At 38.2% G+C, this 17,625-nt stretch carries 18 protein-coding genes; 6 read left to right on the top strand and 12 right to left on the bottom strand.

The genetic code is table 11. The annotated features are described in order from the left end of the window. Window positions 1-70: 70 nt before the first annotated feature. Together SOLCA_RS17495 and SOLCA_RS17490 are read right to left on the bottom strand one after the other, a co-directional pair. Window positions 71-1,273, bottom strand: a complete 1,203-nt coding sequence (locus SOLCA_RS17495; protein ID WP_014681798.1) for a DegT/DnrJ/EryC1/StrS family aminotransferase — start codon at window positions 1,271-1,273, stop codon at window positions 71-73. A gap of 563 nt (window positions 1,274-1,836) precedes the next feature. Next, on the bottom strand, window positions 1,837-2,787 hold the full coding sequence (locus SOLCA_RS17490; protein WP_014681797.1) for a GDP-mannose 4,6-dehydratase: 951 nt from the start codon (window positions 2,785-2,787) through the stop codon (window positions 1,837-1,839). A gap of 39 nt (window positions 2,788-2,826) precedes the next feature. Between SOLCA_RS17490 and SOLCA_RS17485 the strand changes: the two genes are divergently transcribed. Together SOLCA_RS17485 and SOLCA_RS17480 are read left to right on the top strand one after the other, a co-directional pair. Next, window positions 2,827-4,413 carry an ArnT family glycosyltransferase gene (locus SOLCA_RS17485; RefSeq protein ID WP_014681796.1) on the top strand — a complete coding sequence of 529 codons (1,587 nt, stop codon included), beginning with the start codon at window positions 2,827-2,829 and terminating at the stop codon, window positions 4,411-4,413. 2 nt (window positions 4,414-4,415) lie between these two features. After that, the gene (locus SOLCA_RS17480; RefSeq protein WP_014681795.1) at window positions 4,416-5,042 is read left to right on the top strand and encodes a phosphatase PAP2 family protein; all 627 of its coding nucleotides are present in this window, start codon (window positions 4,416-4,418) and stop codon (window positions 5,040-5,042) included. Between the two features lie 226 nt (window positions 5,043-5,268). Here the strand turns inward: SOLCA_RS17480 and SOLCA_RS17475 are convergent, their stop codons facing one another. After that, a complete protein-coding gene (locus SOLCA_RS17475; protein WP_014681794.1) occupies window positions 5,269-5,715 on the bottom strand; it encodes an META domain-containing protein in 447 nt (148 codons plus the stop codon). 167 nt (window positions 5,716-5,882) lie between these two features. Between SOLCA_RS17475 and SOLCA_RS17470 the strand changes: the two genes are divergently transcribed. The 3 genes from SOLCA_RS17470 to SOLCA_RS17460 are packed head-to-tail and all read left to right on the top strand — an operon-like array spanning window position 5,883 to window position 7,489. Continuing rightward, window positions 5,883-6,611 carry a 2OG-Fe(II) oxygenase gene (locus tag SOLCA_RS17470; RefSeq protein WP_014681793.1) on the top strand — a complete coding sequence of 243 codons (729 nt, stop codon included), beginning with the start codon at window positions 5,883-5,885 and terminating at the stop codon, window positions 6,609-6,611. A 1-nt stretch (window position 6,612) separates the two neighbouring features. After that, window positions 6,613-6,879 (top strand): Ada metal-binding domain-containing protein, encoded by a 267-nt coding sequence (locus SOLCA_RS17465; RefSeq protein WP_014681792.1) that lies wholly within the window; start codon window positions 6,613-6,615, stop codon window positions 6,877-6,879. A 4-nt stretch (window positions 6,880-6,883) separates the two neighbouring features. Then, window positions 6,884-7,489, top strand: coding sequence for an alpha-ketoglutarate-dependent dioxygenase AlkB family protein (locus SOLCA_RS17460; protein WP_014681791.1), 606 nt, complete (start codon window positions 6,884-6,886; stop codon window positions 7,487-7,489). On the opposite strand, the gene SOLCA_RS17455 is transcribed toward SOLCA_RS17460, so the two are convergent. The 3 genes from SOLCA_RS17455 to SOLCA_RS17450 form a co-directional block, all read right to left on the bottom strand. Further along, window positions 7,479-8,390 carry a DNA-3-methyladenine glycosylase family protein gene (locus SOLCA_RS17455; protein ID WP_014681790.1) on the bottom strand — a complete coding sequence of 304 codons (912 nt, stop codon included), beginning with the start codon at window positions 8,388-8,390 and terminating at the stop codon, window positions 7,479-7,481. The two genes, SOLCA_RS17460 and SOLCA_RS17455, sit on opposite strands and share 11 nt — an antisense overlap. A gap of 140 nt (window positions 8,391-8,530) precedes the next feature. Beyond that, entirely contained in the window at window positions 8,531-8,719 is a 189-nt protein-coding gene (locus SOLCA_RS23670) for a DUF6358 family protein (RefSeq protein WP_014681789.1), read from the bottom strand. A 5-nt stretch (window positions 8,720-8,724) separates the two neighbouring features. After that, window positions 8,725-9,042 (bottom strand): rhodanese-like domain-containing protein, encoded by a 318-nt coding sequence (locus SOLCA_RS17450; protein WP_014681788.1) that lies wholly within the window; start codon window positions 9,040-9,042, stop codon window positions 8,725-8,727. Between the two features lie 100 nt (window positions 9,043-9,142). Here SOLCA_RS17450 and SOLCA_RS17445 point away from each other — a divergent pair, with 100 nt between their 5' ends. Then, window positions 9,143-10,993 carry a M61 family metallopeptidase gene (locus SOLCA_RS17445; RefSeq protein ID WP_014681787.1) on the top strand — a complete coding sequence of 617 codons (1,851 nt, stop codon included), beginning with the start codon at window positions 9,143-9,145 and terminating at the stop codon, window positions 10,991-10,993. Between the two features lie 51 nt (window positions 10,994-11,044). Here the strand turns inward: SOLCA_RS17445 and argH are convergent, their stop codons facing one another. The 6 genes from argH to SOLCA_RS17415 form a co-directional block, all read right to left on the bottom strand. Next, on the bottom strand, window positions 11,045-12,376 hold the full coding sequence (gene argH, locus SOLCA_RS17440; RefSeq protein WP_014681786.1) for an argininosuccinate lyase: 1,332 nt from the start codon (window positions 12,374-12,376) through the stop codon (window positions 11,045-11,047). A 186-nt stretch (window positions 12,377-12,562) separates the two neighbouring features. Further along, the gene (locus SOLCA_RS17435) at window positions 12,563-13,381 is read right to left on the bottom strand and encodes a class I SAM-dependent methyltransferase (RefSeq protein ID WP_014681785.1); all 819 of its coding nucleotides are present in this window, start codon (window positions 13,379-13,381) and stop codon (window positions 12,563-12,565) included. A 165-nt stretch (window positions 13,382-13,546) separates the two neighbouring features. Then, on the bottom strand, window positions 13,547-14,608 hold the full coding sequence (locus tag SOLCA_RS17430; protein WP_014681784.1) for a M20 family metallo-hydrolase: 1,062 nt from the start codon (window positions 14,606-14,608) through the stop codon (window positions 13,547-13,549). Window positions 14,609-14,709: 101 nt separating this feature from the next. After that, on the bottom strand, window positions 14,710-15,525 hold the full coding sequence (gene proC, locus SOLCA_RS17425) for a pyrroline-5-carboxylate reductase (RefSeq protein WP_014681783.1): 816 nt from the start codon (window positions 15,523-15,525) through the stop codon (window positions 14,710-14,712). A 141-nt stretch (window positions 15,526-15,666) separates the two neighbouring features. Next, entirely contained in the window at window positions 15,667-16,449 is a 783-nt protein-coding gene (gene argB / locus SOLCA_RS17420) for an acetylglutamate kinase (protein WP_014681782.1), read from the bottom strand. A gap of 100 nt (window positions 16,450-16,549) precedes the next feature. Further along, window positions 16,550-17,515 carry a Rossmann-fold NAD(P)-binding domain-containing protein gene (locus SOLCA_RS17415; protein ID WP_014681781.1) on the bottom strand — a complete coding sequence of 322 codons (966 nt, stop codon included), beginning with the start codon at window positions 17,513-17,515 and terminating at the stop codon, window positions 16,550-16,552. Between the last annotated feature and the right edge of the window lie 110 nt (window positions 17,516-17,625).

The following is a 17,625-nucleotide window of genomic DNA, read 5'->3' as shown; positions in this document are numbered from 1 at the left end:
AATAAGGTTTACAAGTTGTAAGTTATTAGATTAATTGATCCCTAACTCACAACCTGTAACCGGTAATAATTTATGCTTTTACAGCGAAGGCAGACTTCACTGCTTCAACCAGTTTCGTTGCTTTTTCAGCGGTTTCTTCTTCTGTCCACAATAAGCCAATAGGAGTAGAAATACAACGGCTCATGATTGCATCGGAAGCAGGGAATTGCTTGGTTGCATATTCCGAAATACGCTCACGGATTTCAGGCGCTAATGCTGATAGTGAGTGACTGTTTTTGAAGTGGTCCCATTTACGGATGTAGTGCCAGTTATTATTGAACCAATAAAATGCAGGTAGACCAGCCGCTTTCATTGCATCAGCTGCTGCTTGTGCCGCTTCTGCATCTGGTAAAAAGAATGATAAGAACGATGCGCTATCACCATCTGCATCAGGTAGTACTCTAAAAGTTACCCCTTCAACCTTAGCTAAAGCATCTTTTAATACCTTTTTATTTTTACGTTGAATGTCAAGGAACGTATCCAGTTTACGGATCTGTCCTAAACCAACGGCTGCATGTAATTCAGAAATACGGTAATTATAACCTAAATATGGATGTAAATCAGCTCCACGGTCAACGCCTAAATGGTCGTGTCCATGGTCGGTGTAAGCATCACATTTAGTATAAATATCTTTGTCATTCGTCAGTACCACACCACCTTCACCACAGGTAATAATTTTAACAAAGTCGAATGAGAATGTTCCGGCATGACCGATAGAGCCTAAGGCTTTACCTTTATAAGTTGCACCGATAGCCTGACATGCATCTTCTAATAAAATTAGTTTATGATTATCGCAAATTGCTTTTAATGCATCAAGATCAGCCATACTGCCACACATATGCACCGGCATTACACATTTGGTTTTGCGAGTGATAGCGGCCTCTACGGCTTTAGGATTCATAGTTAATGACTCATCAATATCAACTAATACAGGAATTGCACCCGCAGCGATTACAGATTCAAAACTGGCAACGAAGGTAAACGTAGGCATAATCACCTCGTCTCCCGCTCCGATACCAAGCGCTACTAAAGCAGTTGTCAAGGCAGTTGTTCCACTTGAGGTTAATTGGGCGTATTTTACACCAAATCTATCCTGAATTGCAGTTTCAAGCTCTTTTGCTTTCCAAATGCCTTTACGAGGGCCATCAAAGCCATAACGCATTAAGATCCCTGTTTCGAGAACATCATTTACTTCTTTGCGCTCTTCCGCGCCGAAAAATTCAAATCCTGGCATAGTAGTATTTGTTAGGTGCGCAAAGGTACTAAGTTCAGAATGAATTATTAATGAATTTTCTTATGTAATAAAGGTTTTAGAGAGGGAGGGTCCTTTGCTAAACCATTGTCCAATCAAATACCGTCAGTTAAAACTGACGGCAATGAAGTCAATGCATTTTTGGTTAATCTATAGTAAAAATGGAATCTCCGAAAAGAAGAGACTTCATTGCCGTTGGCTTCAGCCAACAGAGATTGAATAGCTGGTTTGACTAAAGCATATCGACATTCATAATTAATCAGTCAGTTAATACTGAGGGCAAAGAAGTCAATGCATTTTGATTAATCTATAGTAAGAATGAGATCTCCAAAAAGAAGAGACTTCATTGCCGTTGGCTTCAGCCAACGGAGAATTGAATAGCTGGTTTGACTAAATCCTATGGTATTGATAATTAATCAGTCAGTTAAAACTGACGGCAATGAAGTCAATGCATTTTAGTTAATCTATAGTAAAAATGGAATCTCCGAAAAGAAGAGACTTCATTGCCGTTGGCTTTAGCCAACTGAATACTATGGATGCAATAATTAGTTAGTGCTCGTATACCATTCATAGAATTTCTTCAGTCCTTCGGTTAGTTTGGTAGTTGGCCGATATCCTAATAACCGATGAGCCTTACCTACATCTGCAAAGGTTTTGGGAACATCTCCTGGCTGCATTGGCATTCTATTGATGATTGCCTTTTTGTTGCAAGTTTTTTCGATACTTTCAATCAAATGCGACAACGTTACCGTATCACTATTCCCAAGATTAATGATCTCGTAATTGCTTTTGTCATAATCTATACAAGCAATAATGCCTTGTAGGATATCATCAATATAGGTGTAATCACGACTTGTATTACCATCTCCAAAAACAGGAATTGCCGCTTCGTTTAATATCGATTTAAAAAACTTATGAATAGCTAAATCAGGGCGTTGTGCCGGGCCATAAACGGTGAAGAAACGCAAGGCCAGAAATCGGATATCATAAAGATGACTGTAAACATGTCCTAACTGCTCACATGATAACTTAGTGCTCGCATAAGGACTGATCGGCATTAGCGGTTCATCTTCTTTCCAGGGGGTATTAGGATTAATGCCGTACACACTACTCGAGGAAGCAAAAATGAATTGCTTAATCCCTTGATTTTTTGCAAATTCTAATAAATTTTGAGTGGCATCAACATTTGCACGTTGATAAGCCTGAGGTTGTTCAATACTGGGTCGCACACCTGCCTTGCCGGCCAAATGTATAATTGTATCAAACTTTTTGGTTAAAAAATGGTTAATGTTTTTATAATCAGCCAGATCGAATTCAAAAAGTTTGAAGTTAGGGTGATTAATAAATGAAGCTATATTATGTTCTTTAACTTTCCGTGAATAAAAATCATCGAAATTGTCTACACATGTAATATTAACTTTGCCTTCTGTTAACAACTTTTTGATAAGATTGCTGCCGATAAATCCGGCTCCGCCGGTAATAAGAATATCTCTCATAAAAACGTTTGTGAAATATTTTGGTCAAATATAAACCGAATGTCAGAACCTTTACTTAAAAATAGAATTAATAACAGGTATGTCTTACCGTTAGTAGTATTGATTGCTGCTGCTTGTTATTTCTTCAACCTGGGAAAACCTCCGATTTATATTCTTGACGAAGCCAAGAATGCTCAATGTGCCCGTGAAATGTTTGAACGTGGAGATTACATCGTTCCTACTTTTAATGGCGAATTGAGGACAGATAAACCGGTTTTGCATTATTATTTTATGATTGCAGCCTATAAAATGTTTGGAGTGAGTGAATTCTCTGCCCGTTTTTTTTCAGCTGTATTTGGCGTATTGACAGTGATTTCACTCTTTTGGTTTACCCGTCGCTTTTTGGGTAGCAGGGTAGCGCTGTTTGCCACGCTTGTTTGGCTGGCCTCCATTAATATTAATCTTGAGTTTCATTTCGCAGTTCCTGACCCTTACCTCATATTTTTTATAAGTACCGCTCTGTTTGCTGTTTACACCTTTTTAGAAACCGGCAAGAAAGGATGGTTATGGATTTTCTATGCTTTGCTTGGACTTGGAACCTTAACCAAAGGGCCAATAGCAATAGCATTACCCGGCTTAATAGTTCTACTGTATTTGTTGTGTCAATGGCGGATTTCGATAAAAACCCTTTTTGGGGAAATGCAACCATTTATTGGGTTGTTGATTATTTTACTAATTGCAGCACCCTGGTATCTGGCGGTACACAATGCCACGGACGGAGCCTGGACTCGTGGTTTTTTCCTTGAGCATAACTTCGACAGGTTTTCAGCGATAAAGGAAGGGCATGGAGGATTTTGGGGGTTGACGGTCGTTTTTGTGTTACTTGGGCTGTTGCCATTTGCAGTTTTTTGCATTCAGGCTTTTTTCAAGACCTATGAACAAATTAAACATCCGTTTATTCAGTTCAGTACTGTAGTAGCAATTGTATTTATTGTATTTTTTACTATTTCAAAAACAAAACTGCCTAACTATACCATGCCATCGTATCCTTTTTATGCAGTATTGATAGGAAACTATCTGGTTGTTTTAACTGATACGACGCGACGTTCACTTACCCGTTCAATGATTGCTTATGTGCTTTTATGTGTGGCATTGCCCGTCGCTTTATTTCTTGTAATAAAACAAGAAGAACCCATTGCTCATTTATCACATTTGGCATTCTGGTTTGGCATTTTAACAGTGGGGGCAATAATCTCTACAGGTTATTTTATCTATAGCAGATGGAATCACCTGGTCTACTCAATCGCAGGAACTTTTATACTCATGAACATTGTTTTTATGGGATGGATTTACCCTTCAGCATATAATGAAAATCCAATAAACCGATCCTTAAATCTAATCGACCAGCAAAAAGCTATTGCGGCATATAAATTGTATAATCCAGGGTATAATTTCTATTTAAGAAAAAATATTGTACGTTTTGAGGATACTACATCTCTTAGAAAATTTATAAGTGAACATCCGGATCTAACCCTAATAGCAAGAGAAGAGCATGAAGGGGTGTTGAAAGCACTAGGATTAAAAAGGGTGTTTGCAGGAAAAGATATTTTTGAATCTCCTATTACAGTGTTATTTAAAAAACAATAGTCATGGAGCAGCTATTAAAAAGTAATAAAGTATTCTTTGGATTCTATACATTTTTGGTAGTTATAGCCTTAATCTTTCTTGCTTTATATGGTAAAGAAGGCACCTTTTTATGGGTAAATCAGCATAATAAACCATTATTAGATAAGCTATTCTTTTGTTTAACTTACCTTGGCGATGGTGTCAGTTTTGTTATCCTTATCCTTGTATTCTTATTTACGAACAAGCAGTGGTTTTATACATCGCTTCTGAGTTTAGCAGCTACTACAATTGTTGCGCAATTGATCAAGTTAGTGGTACATGAATATCGTCCGTATATGCACTTTCATGATAAAGTCCATCTACATTTATTGTCGTGGGTAAATGTGCATCAGTCCAATTCATTTCCGTCAGGACATACAGTAACAGCATTTAGTATGGCATTAATCCTTTCTTGTTTTGTTAACAACAAGAGATGGAGTATGCTATTTGTATTGCTTGCAGCCCTTGCAGGATATTCTCGCGTGTATCTCTCTCAACATTTCTTGAGCGACGTAAGTACTGGTTCTTTTATTGGTGTTACGGTAACGCTCATGTGTGTTTATGCTGTGAAAATGTATTACGGCACTTCAGCTATTAAATCTCTCCAGTAAGGCAATCTACTTCTGCTTATCGCATTTAACAACAAACAGTATTTATAATTTGGGTTAGTAAAGGTTTTTATTGTGAATTGTTGTTCAAAATAAGGGAACAATTATTAACAAAATAGGCCGAACATCAAGCTCGGCCTATTTTGTTTAGTTATCTCTTGGTAATTGTTCCGGTCTTTGCATTTTATCATTTGCATGCCACTGTTATAAAGGTTTAGCACTCCTGTAATCAATTAGCCGCCACTGGTGGAGCAGCCTCTTTGCTTCGCCTGTATGAAGCAATTTCTTTATCGCCCTGATATAAAATTAAGCGTGAACCTTTTAATTTGTAATTATCTACAGATTCTAGCAAACTTAGGTATAACTGCTCGGCCCGCATATTTTTGCAAGCCATTTTAGTGGCAATCATACTTGAAAGAATCAATTTATTACCCTCAACCAACAGATTTCCTCCAATAGTGTTGCATCCTGTAGAACCGCCAAATTTGTTTTTACCCTCATCAAACGTTAAATAGATGTCCCGTTTGGGGTCAACCAAATAATCAATGATAACTCCATTTACTTCATCGAGTTCCCACTTGGTATTGTAAACAGTTGCGTTCTTAGAACTACTGCATGAAATAGCTATGAAGATAACTGATAGACAGGCCAGTATTTTGAAGAGATTCTTTTTCATTGTTGAGTGTAATTTTAGATGAGATTTAATGCGCTTCCCTTAAATATAAAGAAAATTTTGAAAGTATTTTATTGATTGATAAGGAATAAGGAGCTAAGTTTTATTGCGCAAGAATCGGGTTTTAAGGCGTAGGATAATGGGATAGCTTTGTTTATCAAATAATTGTTATGAACCTGATTGCAGAGAAAAATATCAAAGAACGGTTAAGCCATATTGATTGGCACAATGTGATGGAGCAAATGAATGAAAAAGGATTTGCCCAGTTACCCCGTGTTCTTACAGCAGATGAATGTGAGGAGTTAATCGGTAATTATTCAAATGAGGTTATGTACAGAAAAACGATTACTATGGAACGTTATCGTTTTGGTTTGGGAGAGTATAAATATTTCAGGTATCCGTTGCCTGCTTTAATTCAAACTATTCGTGAAACTGTTTATCCTAAGCTGGCAGTTATTGCTAATAAGTGGATGCAAGTATTATCAATTGAACAGCGATATCCCAATACTTTTGCTGAATTTCGACAGCTTTGTCATGAGAATGGTCAAATAAAGCCTACCGTTTTAATACTTAAATACGGTGAAGGAGGACATAATACTTTGCATCAGGATTTGTACGGAGATTTGTTTTTTCCTCTTCAGTTGGTGTTGTTTTTGAATGAGCCGGGAATAGATTATTCAGGCGGTGAGTTTGTCTTAACTCAGCAAGTTCCAAGAGCTCAATCGAAAGCAATTGTTTTACAACCGGGAAGGGGAGATATGTTATTATTTACAACTAACTTCAGACCGGTAAAAGGAACTCATGGATATTATCGGGTTAACATGAAACATGGAGTTAGCGAGGTTTATGATGGCAAACGGCATACATTGGGAATTATCTTTCATGATGCATTAAGTTGATATGATCACTCATTTATCGCTGGGGACGGAAACATTTGCTGCTAACAGAAAGCTAAAACAGTTAATAGATAATCAGGTTGTAATGTTGGGTGGGAATAAAAAACTGAAGATATATGGAACTTTAACTTGTGCATCGGGTAAGCGAATGAAAACAGAAAACAGGGTGTTTTTTAGTTCTGGACAGGAGGCTATTCAGCATGGTTATCGTCCCTGTGGTCATTGCCTTAACCATAAGTTTAAGAAATGGAAAACAGATCAGCAATTGTAGGTGAATGCAACAATCATTATTCAATACAGAAAACCATCCAATTCTGCCATTTAATGGAGAAGTGTTATTATTCCCTCAGCTGTTTACTGTTAAGGAGAGCAACACTTATTTTGATAATCTGCTTAAAGAAATAAACTGGAAACAAGAGCCAATTACCATTTACGGACGCGAGGTTATGCAGCCTCGTTTAACCGCATGGTATGGTGATGATAACAAGACCTACAGCTATTCAGGAATTACCATGCATCCTAATAAATGGACCGACGATCTGTTTTTGATAAAGCAAAGAGTAGAGTCCATCTCTGGAGCAATTTTTAACAGTGCTTTACTTAATCAATACCGTGATGGAAAGGATAGTGTAGGTTGGCATCGTGATAATGAAAAAGAGCTGGGAATAAACCCGGTGATCGCTTCTGTTAGTTTCGGAGCCACCAGAACATTTCAATTTAGAAATTATAAAGACAAAAGCATAACACGCTCTGTTGAATTATCCAATGGTAGCTTGTTGCTTATGAGCGGCGCAACCCAACATCATTGGGAACATCAGATTCCCAAAACAACACGAACAATAGGAAGTCGGATTAATATTACCTTCAGGATTATTGTGTAATTGTTTGTGGGGCTAAGCTTCTCCACAAATAAAAGGTTAGATAACTTTCCCATCCTTTGAAATCTTCAAAGAAACGATTGATTGCTGCAATGTCTTTGCGGTCAGTGATAATTTGATGATTGGCCAGAGCATTTAACAGCCCGATATCTCCGTGAGGTATGCATGTATACTCCTTCAATGTTTTCATCAGCACATAGTTGGCTGTCCAGATGCCGATACCTTTTAAATTGGTAAGGGCTTTTTGCTTTTCCTCAAGACCAGGTAAACTCTTAATCCTTTCTTTGCTTATTTCACCATTGGCAAATGCCTTTGCTGTGCTGATAATATAATTGGCCTTTTGAGTTGAATATTGCATTTCTTTCAACTCATCAAATAAGGCTGTTGCAAGAACATTATAATGAGGGAACAGATGATAGCGCTGATCTTCAAAATAAATAGTTGTGCCATAGCGTTCTACCAGGCGTCTTTTTAGTTTATAAGCAAAAGTGAGGTTAATTTGTTGTCCGATAATACACCAGCAAATCGCCTCAAACATATCTTCAATGCCCATCAATCGTAACCCTTTGTAATCCTTGGTCATATATGCTAAAACTGAATGTTCTTGAAGCATATCGTAAAAGGGGTCGAGTTGATTGTTCAAATCAAACCAATCTGCAACGTATTCCTTCAACAATGAAACGGTTACATCATTATTTGGGCCTTTTAGAATGTCTATTGCTAGATGTCCTTCAGTTTCCTTCGCACTGATCAATAAGGGGTGTCCATTTATTAATAAAGCTTTTCTTACTTCATTTCCATTGATTGTATGCAAACACTCATCATAGTTCCGGTCAAGAAACCAAAGACATTCATTAAAGCTGAAAAGTGGCGGTGTCGGAATAGAAATAGTGTAAGTGGACATAATACGAAAATAAAGAACTTTCAGCCTTTATTAAACCTGTTTCTTGCTATTCCCTTTCTTTGCGAAGAGGGTTAGGGAGAGGTACAAACAGAAAAGGCAAATCCTTAAAGATTTGCCCTTAATTAAAAATATATTCGAAATTACTTTCTTTTAAATTCACGATGAACATTGCGCATATACATGATTTTAATGATCATAAGCCCAATAAACACAATGGCGGCACCACCCACATTTAACCAGTTTTTAGCTTCAAATGCAAATATCATCGTTAAAAAAGAGACAAATAGCATTATGGTAATGAAAGTGTTCAAAAGAATTTTCTTCCCCATATCAATTAGCTTACTTTCATGCTCGGGTCAATCTCGGCGGCCCAAGCCAAAATACCGCCTTGCAGGTTTGATAAATTAGTAAAACCGAATTGTTGTTCCAACTGCATTATAGCAGCTGCACTACGTTTTCCGCTACGGCAATGTACCACAACATCTTTATCTTTAGCGATCTTGTCGGACTCTAACAAAATATTTCCAAGAGGAATAAGTACTCCACCTAAATTGGCATCCTGGTATTCAAATTCTTCTCTAACATCGATCAATTGAAAATCTTCGTTGTTGTCTATTTTCTTTTTAAGGTCCTGTACGGTTATTTCTTTCATAATATCTCGTTTTATTTTTTAGTTTAGGAACACAAAGATACAAGTTATTAATCAGCTGTGATTAAACAAAACGCTGCATCATAAACATTCCATATAATCAATGAATAATAAGTTATTAACTGCATTTAGCTTTGCAATATTGTCTGGTTCGGTTGCATTTGCACAAAAGCCGATCAGGTATGAAGTATCATTTCCAAACTATACACATCATGAAGCAGAAATTTCATTAACAGCAAGTGAATTAAAAGATGGTCCAGTGCAATTCAGAATGAGCAGATCTTCTCCGGGAAGGTATGCTACGCATGAATTTGGAAAAAACGTTTATAACGTTCAGGCCTTTGATGCAAATGGTCAAAAGCTAAAACTGGTGAGAATTCAGGGCGATCTTTATGAAGTTGCAGAGCATAAGGGAACGATTAAGATTTCCTATACGCTATATGGTACTCATGCCGATGGAACATATGCTGATATTGATGAGACCCAAGCTCACTTGAATATTCCGGCTTCTTTTATGTGGGTGGTTGGGAAGGATGCGAATCCGATAGAAGTTAAGTTTGAAATACCTGAAAAGTTAAAATGGAAGGTAGCAACACAGTTAAAACCATTAGCGGAGAAAAACACCTATTACGCTCCAAATTTTCAATATTTTATGGATAGTCCGACTGAGTTGAGTAACCATTTTCAGCGCAGTTGGGAGGTGAAAAACCCGGATGGAAAGGAACAAACGATTAAGCTGGCCTTACATGCTGTTGCCAATGATCAGGAAGTTGATCGTTATGCCGGAATGCTTAAGAAGGTGGTAGCTGAACAACAAATGGTGTTTGGAGAGTTTCCTGATTATGATTTTGGCAACTATACTTTTATTCAAAATGTAAATCTGTTTGTTAACGGTGATGGAATGGAACATCGTAACTCGACAATGATCACAGAACAGGAACTATTTAGAGGAAAGGAAGAAGATCTATTGAGTACCGTTTCGCATGAGTACTTTCATCAATGGAACGTTGAACGCATAAGGCCTAAAACGCTGGAGCCCTTTGATTTTACGCATGCTAATATGAGTAATGAGTTGTGGTTTGCAGAAGGCTTTACCAATTACTACGGAATATTATTGCTTAAACGTTCCGGATTTTATTCATTGGATAAATATGCGCAGAAGCTAAATAGCTGTATTAACAGCGTTTTAGTAATGCCAGGTGCTAAGCAATACTCTCCAGTAACAATGAGCAACCAGGCTGTTTTCGTTGATGCCGGTGTAGCTATCGACGAAACCAATTATTCAAACATGTTTGTTTCCTATTATCCTTATGGCGAAGCGACCGCGTTGGCACTGGATCTTCGTTTAAGGACTGAGTTTAAAAATCTAAATCTGGATAAATTCATGCAATTGGTATGGCAAAAGCATGGCAAAACAGAAATCCCCTATGTTAATGCTGATATCCAAAATCTGTTAGCTCAGTTTACTGGCAATAAAGTCTTTGCAGATGATTTCTTCAACCGGTTTATTTATGCTTCAGAAAAGAATAATTATGAGCAATTACTTGGGAATGCTGGATTGTTATTGAGAAAAGCAGGTCCGGGAAGAGCATGGTTAGGCAATGTTATGTTCCAACCAATAGAAAACGTAGGATTGCAAATCGCTTCGGCAACACAAATTGGTTCTCCATTGTATGAATCTGGATTGGATATTAATGACATCATTATCGCTATTGATGAACAACTAATGAAAACTCCAGCCGATCTTCAGCAACTGCTGGCAAGACACAAACCCGGTGATAAAATAACAATCGATTTTGATCATAGAGGGATTACGAAAACAGTTTCGGTTGAGCTGAAAGAAAATCCAAGATTGGAAGTAGTAACCTATGAGAACGCAAATAAGCCGGTTACGGCAGAAATGAAAAAACTAAGGGAGGATTGGTTAGGGAGTAAAGTGAAACAATCGAATTAAGCTATCACTCAAAGCCGCAAAGATTTATTTCTTAGCGGCTTTGCGTGATTATTATTTTAACAAGTCTTTTACAGCCTTTTCTATCCTTTCAAAATCAAAAGAAGCTATAATTTTCTCCATTTCCGCTTTAACTTCTTCCGTACAAAGGTTTCCGATACTGCCTTCGTGAGTGTGGTTAATGGTTTCAGGAGCTTCAAAGTTACCGTCCTCAATCGCTAATCCTACGTTTTTATAAGCCTCACGGAATGGAACACCCTCTAAAACCTGGTTGTTAACCACCTCAACACTAAAAATGTATTTATACTTTTCATCACGTGTAATTCCTTCTTTACAAGTGATGTGTTGCAGCATATAATTGCAGATCTGCAAGCAATCGTTTAATTCTTCAAATGCAGGAATAATCAGTGCTTTGGTAATTTGCATATCGCGGAAATAACCCGATGGCAAATTATTGGTCAATAAAGTCAGGTCATTTGGCAATCCCTGGAGTTTATTACATTTCGCCCTTATAAGTTCAAAAACATCCGGATTTTTTTTGTGAGGCATAATGCTGGAGCCAGTAGTCAAATGATCCGGAAAACTAATGAACCCGAAGTTCTGACTAATGTACAAGCATACATCATAAGCAAATTTTGATAATGTTGCTGCCACCGACGCAAGTGCCATAGAAGTAACCTTTTCCGACTTGCCTCTGGTCATCTGCGCATAAACCACATTGTAATTTAATGCTCCGAAACCTAATAATTTGGTAGTCATGGTACGGTTTAGGGGAAATGATGATCCATATCCGGCTGCTGAACCTAACGGATTTTTGTTGGCAATTTTATAAGCTGCCAAAAGTAGTTCCATATCGTCAACTAACGACTCGGCATAGGCTCCAAACCATAAACCAAATGAAGAAGGCATCGCAATTTGCAAATGTGTATACCCTGGCAATAACTTCTTTTTATGTTCTTCGCTTAATTTCTGGAACGTATTAAAAAGTTGTTTTGCAAGAAAAACAATCTGCTTTAATTCATGACGAAGATATTGCTTGATATCCACCAAAACCTGATCATTACGAGAACGTCCGCTATGTATCTTTTTACCTGCCTCACCAATACGTTGAGTTAAAAGGTATTCAACTTGAGAATGGACATCTTCAATGCCATCCTCAATCTTAAATTCACCTTTCTCAATTTCTCCGTAAATTTTTACAAGTTCTTTTTTTAAGGTAGAAAGATCGTCTTTGCTCAATAAACCAATGCTTTCTAACATGGTAATATGCGCAATAGATCCTAACACGTCAAACGGAGCAAGATACATATCCAGCTCGCGATCATTACCAACAGTAAATTGTTCTACTTCTTTTTGTACGTCAGTATTTTTAGCCCAGAGTTTCATTATTTTTTAGATTACACTGATTCGGATTAACTATCCGGCTAGTGTGATTACACCGATTTTTTGATTTGTTAGTTTAGACCGATATTATTTGGTATCCTGTTGTCAAGGGGTTAATTAATGCGTTAAAAAAACCTTTATACATTCCGAGCGCTCCCTTCTCCTTTAGGAGAAGGGCAGGGGATGAGATTAACTCGTATACGCTTTCGCCTGCACAAATGAGTAAAAGAAAACCGCATTTGGATTCTTAGAAACCGCTTTCATTTCTTCTTTCACTTTATCGGCAGTTTCCTGATCTACGTAACCTGCTTCAATTAAGTTTGGCATGCCACTCATTAACAGATCCGCCCAGAAAGTGATCATCTCGGCGCGTTTGCCCGGCTGACGATTGTCCAGGTGAATAGTTTTTACAGTAGTCTGAATGTTCGTGTAGCCAACACTTTGTAGCATATTTCCCAGTTTAGCCCCTATAAACGGATCGCCTCCCATGTCATATTGCAAGTCGTTAAAGCGCATCCAATATTGCCATGTATTCGGAGAGTATGGGTCGAGGAAGAAACTTGAGTTTAATACCTCTGTTAAATAAACTACACTACCTGGTTTTAATACCCTTCTTATCTCAGAAAGAACTTTAACCGGATTTGGAATATGTTCCAATACCCAGCATAAAAAAGCACCGTCAAACTTATCGTTTGAAAGGAAGTCCATATCTGTTGCATCCATCTGGTTGATTTCGTATCTACCTGTTGCCACCGGATTGTCACTCAAAAACTGCTTTGCCGTAGCAATCTGGCTTTCAGAAAAGTCAATACAGCTTAACTGAGCATTCGGAAACCGGCGGAGTAGTATTTCAGTTTGCGCACCAACCCCGCTGCCCACCTCTAGAATATTGTCAACAGAAGAAAGGTCGATATCTGCATATACATAATTTTCAAGAAATCTAGCTTGGCGCATCAAGCGTTCTTGTTCAGTTTTTGAAAAGCCGTGTAAGTATTTTTCTTTAAGCATAAGGTAATTGCGGGTTTCGAGTTAATAGTCTAATTTAAGAAATTATCTATAGGATTGTTATTCAAGGAACGAAGGGTCTCAGCATTAATCTCACAGATGCTTCGTGCCTCAGCATGACACGGACTTAGAGTAAACTCGTAACTCGTAACACGCAACCCGAAATCCTTAAAAAATCACTTTCCCTAACACATCGATATAGAGGTCAATTCCTTCTTCAATCTCAGTCAGATAAATAAATTCATCAGCGGTATGCGATCTGGCCGAATCTCCGGGTCCCATTTTTAAAGATGGAACTGGAATCAGCGCCTGATCTGATGTAGTAGGTGAACCATACGTAGTTCTTCCTAAAGAAAGACCTGCCTGAACAATAGGATGGGTTTCCGGAATGGATGAAGATCGCATACGCATTGAGCGAGGAGTTACCTCACTACCTACATTGGCTCTTATTGTTTCCAATAATTCTTCATGTGTATATTGTTCGGTTACACGCACATCAACTGTGAATTCACATCTGTCGGGCACTACATTATGTTGTGAGCCTGCATGAATAATGGTGACACTCATCTTAATAGGTCCCATAAAAGGTGAAACTTTTGGGAACTGATAAGTGCTTAACCATTGAATATCCTTCAATGCTTTGTAAATGGCATTATCGCCTTCCTCTCGAGCCGCATGCCCTGATTTTCCGTAAGCAATACAGTCGCATACCATTAATCCTTTTTCAGCAATCGCTAAATGCATCTGTGTAGGCTCTCCCACAATGGCAAACTCAATTGGACCTAGTTTTGGTACAATAAGTTCAATACCGTTAAAGCCTGATATTTCTTCTTCAGCAGAAGCTGCAAAAGCTACATTATAGTTAAGGTCAGGTTGATCATGATAGTGTAAGAAGGTTGCCATTAATGAAACGAGACATCCACCTGCATCATTACTGCCCAATCCATATAATTTTCCATCTTCAACAATCGGGCTGAATGGATCTTTGGTATATCCTTTATTTGGTTTTACTGTATCATGATGCGAATTCAATAATACAGTCGGTTTTTTAGGATCATAATGCTTGTTGAAAGCCCAAATATTATGGATCTTTCTAAATGTATAAACCCCTCTGTCTTTTAAAAAAGCTTCAATTACATCACCCGTAATATTCTCTTCCTTACTGAACGATTGGATAGAAATCAGCTTTTTAAGCAGTTCTATTGCATCGTGTTTAAGTTGATGATTCATTTTGTTGTGTTCTATAGCATTCAGTGGTTAGTTGTACTGAATATCTAATTCGAAATTGGTTTCTTTAGTTAGTTTAATTGGTCCCCTAAGGGATTGCAAAACTAAGAATCCTTCGAATATAGTCCACCAGCTTTTATGGCAGAAGTTCTTATTCCTTTTATTAATGCAGAGCTGAACCCCTGATGCTCCATTTCATTTAATCCAGCAATGGTGCAACCACGAGGAGAAGTTACTTTGTCAATTTCTTGTTCGGGGTGGGCACCTTCTTTAGCCAATAAAGCTGCAGCACCTTTAGCGGTTTGCACAGCCATATTTAATGCTTCTTCCGAATGGAACCCGATTTCAACACCTCCTTGCATGGCTGCCCGGATAGAACGAAGGAAGAATGCAATGCCACAAGCACATAAAGCAGTTGCGGAAGTCATCAATTCTTCTTTGATTTCCTGTGTAATACCAACGGTGTTAAACATAGTGTTCACCAACTCTTTACGTTCAGCACTTACCCCATCATAAGCAATACAAGTCATCGATTCGCCAACAGAAATAGCGGTATTCGGCATTGCACGCACAACGGCCGGTTTTTTACCTAAATTATCTTTGATATCCTGAATAGATACACCGGTAACCAATGAAATGATTAATTGGCTTTCGTTAACCTGGCCCTTTACTTCTGCAAGTAATGCGTTTAACTGCTGGGGGAGAATTCCCAATACAACAATGTCAGCTGATTTAACGGCTGCATTATTATCATTGGTAACGTTGTATCCTTGTAACGCATAGGGTTGCAAGGCGCCTTGATTACGACGGGTAATGGTGATCTGTTCTGGTTGGTAAGTTCCGGATTGTACAAGTCCTTTGGCAAGCGCCAAGCCAATGTTTCCTCCGCCCAAAATGGCGATCTTTAGATTGTTCTGCATGTTCAGGTTGTTAAAGTTCAAATTAAATCATTGACCTCATGCCGGTTTATTATCCATTGGTAGGGATAAAATGTATTGTGAGATTCAACTCCTTAGCACTTCTTTAGAAAGGAGTAGGAGTGTGTTTTATGTTGTTATGCCTTATGAAATCTTTGTTCCTACAGCTTTCTTATCATTGATTAGTGCTGGTAATGCATCAGCGTGCATGATGTAAACAGAAGAAACACCTTTGCCGATCGCGGCAAAAGCATTGTCAAGTTTAGGAATCATTCCGGCTACAACAACACCGTTATTTTTTAATTCGTTAAAGTAAGAGTGAGTAATGGAAGGAATTACTTTTTCCTCCCCGTCCAAAACACCTTCCTTCTCAAAACAATAAATAAGGTTTACGTCAAAATTAGCTGACAAGGCGACTGCAATCGATGATGCAATGGTATCAGCGTTGGTATTCAACATATTTCCTTGCTGATCATGTGTCAAAGGAGCCAGAATTGGAACTAAGCCGGTTTTTAACAACAGGCTTAATGTAGTACCATTCATTTTGGCATTGTCTACATCACCAACAAAACCATAATCAATTTCCTTTACCGGACGTTTATTAGCCGGAATAATATTGGCATCTGCTCCGGTTAGTCCTATTGCATTACAACCTTTCGCTTGCAATTTGGCCACAAGGTTTTTATTGATCAAACCCGCATATACCATTGTTACGATCTTCAAGGTTTCAGTATCTGTAATTCTCCGGCCATCCACCATTTTAGCTTCAATACCTAATCCTTTGCTGATTTCCGTTGCTATTTTTCCTCCTCCATGAATCAGTACCTTCAATCCTTTTAGCTGAGCAAAATCATTCAGAAACGAAGCAAGTTTTTCTTCATTATCAATAATGTTTCCGCCTACTTTTATAACGTATAAAGTATCCATTAATAATTATTATTTGTGTCATCCTGAGGCATGAAAGATCTGTCCATCACTGCATTGTGGTTACAGATGCTTCATTCTTCAGGATGACAAACTGAAGGCCCTAAATTCTGTTGATTTCAATAAGCTTTTTCAACGCTGTTTGAGCAGCATAAACGCGGTTGCCAGCTTCGTGAATTACTAAAGAGTTTGGTCCGTCGAGGATTTCATCCGCTAGTTCCAAACCTCTGCGTACAGGAAGGCAATGCAATACTTTAGCATTATCAGTGAGTTTTAGCTTTTCGTTATCTATCATCCAGCCTTTGCCGTCAGTTAATATCTCACCGTATTTGCTATAGCTCGACCAGTTTTTCACGTAAACAAAGTCAGCATCTTTCAACGCTTCATTTTGGTTAGTGGTGATTTTGGCTCCCTTGGTAAATTCTTCAGCCAATTCGTAACCTTCAGGGTGGGTGATCACAAAGTCAACCATATCCAATTCCTGAGCTTTGATCATCCATTCAGAGAAGGAGTTCGAAACAGCTTGAGGCAAAGGTTTAACATGTGGAGCCCAGGTTAGAACAACCTTTGGTTTTGACTTGGTTGCCATTTCTTTAATGGTAATCAAATCGGCAAAGCTTTGTAAGGGATGACGGGTAGCACTTTCCAATGATACCACCGGAACACCACAATACTTGATGAATTTGTTAAGAACCTCCTCACTATAATCTTCATTTCTGTCTTTAAGATTAGGGAAACAGCGCAACCCAAGTACATCACAATATTGACCCAAAACGGCAGCCGCTTCTTTAATATGTTCAACAGTGAAACCATCCATGATCACATTGTCGTTCATTTCCAAACGCCATCCTTCTTTATCCATGTTTATTACCATGGTATTCATTCCAAGGTTCATGGCTGCTTTTTGCGTACTCATCCTAGTACGTAAACTTGGATTCAGAAATACTAATCCCAATGTTTTTTGTCCGCCAATATCTACAAAACCCAATGGATCACTTTTGATCTTTAAGGCCTCATTTACCCATTGATTGAGGTTGGGGATATCGTGTACAGATGTGAAATGCTTCATCGTTTATTTTACCGCAAAGGCGCAGAGGCGCCAAGTTTTAATTTATATTTTTTCGTAAAGTTGCTAAGGCGCTAAGTTTTATTAATTTCTTTGTGTCTTCGCAACTTTGC

The sequence above is a fragment of the Solitalea canadensis DSM 3403 genome, from assembly GCF_000242635.2.
Taxonomy (GTDB): Bacteria; Bacteroidota; Bacteroidia; order Sphingobacteriales; family Sphingobacteriaceae; genus Solitalea; species Solitalea canadensis.
The sequence above is the reverse complement of the archived record's forward strand: the minus strand, read 5'-3'. Positions and strand labels throughout refer to the sequence as shown.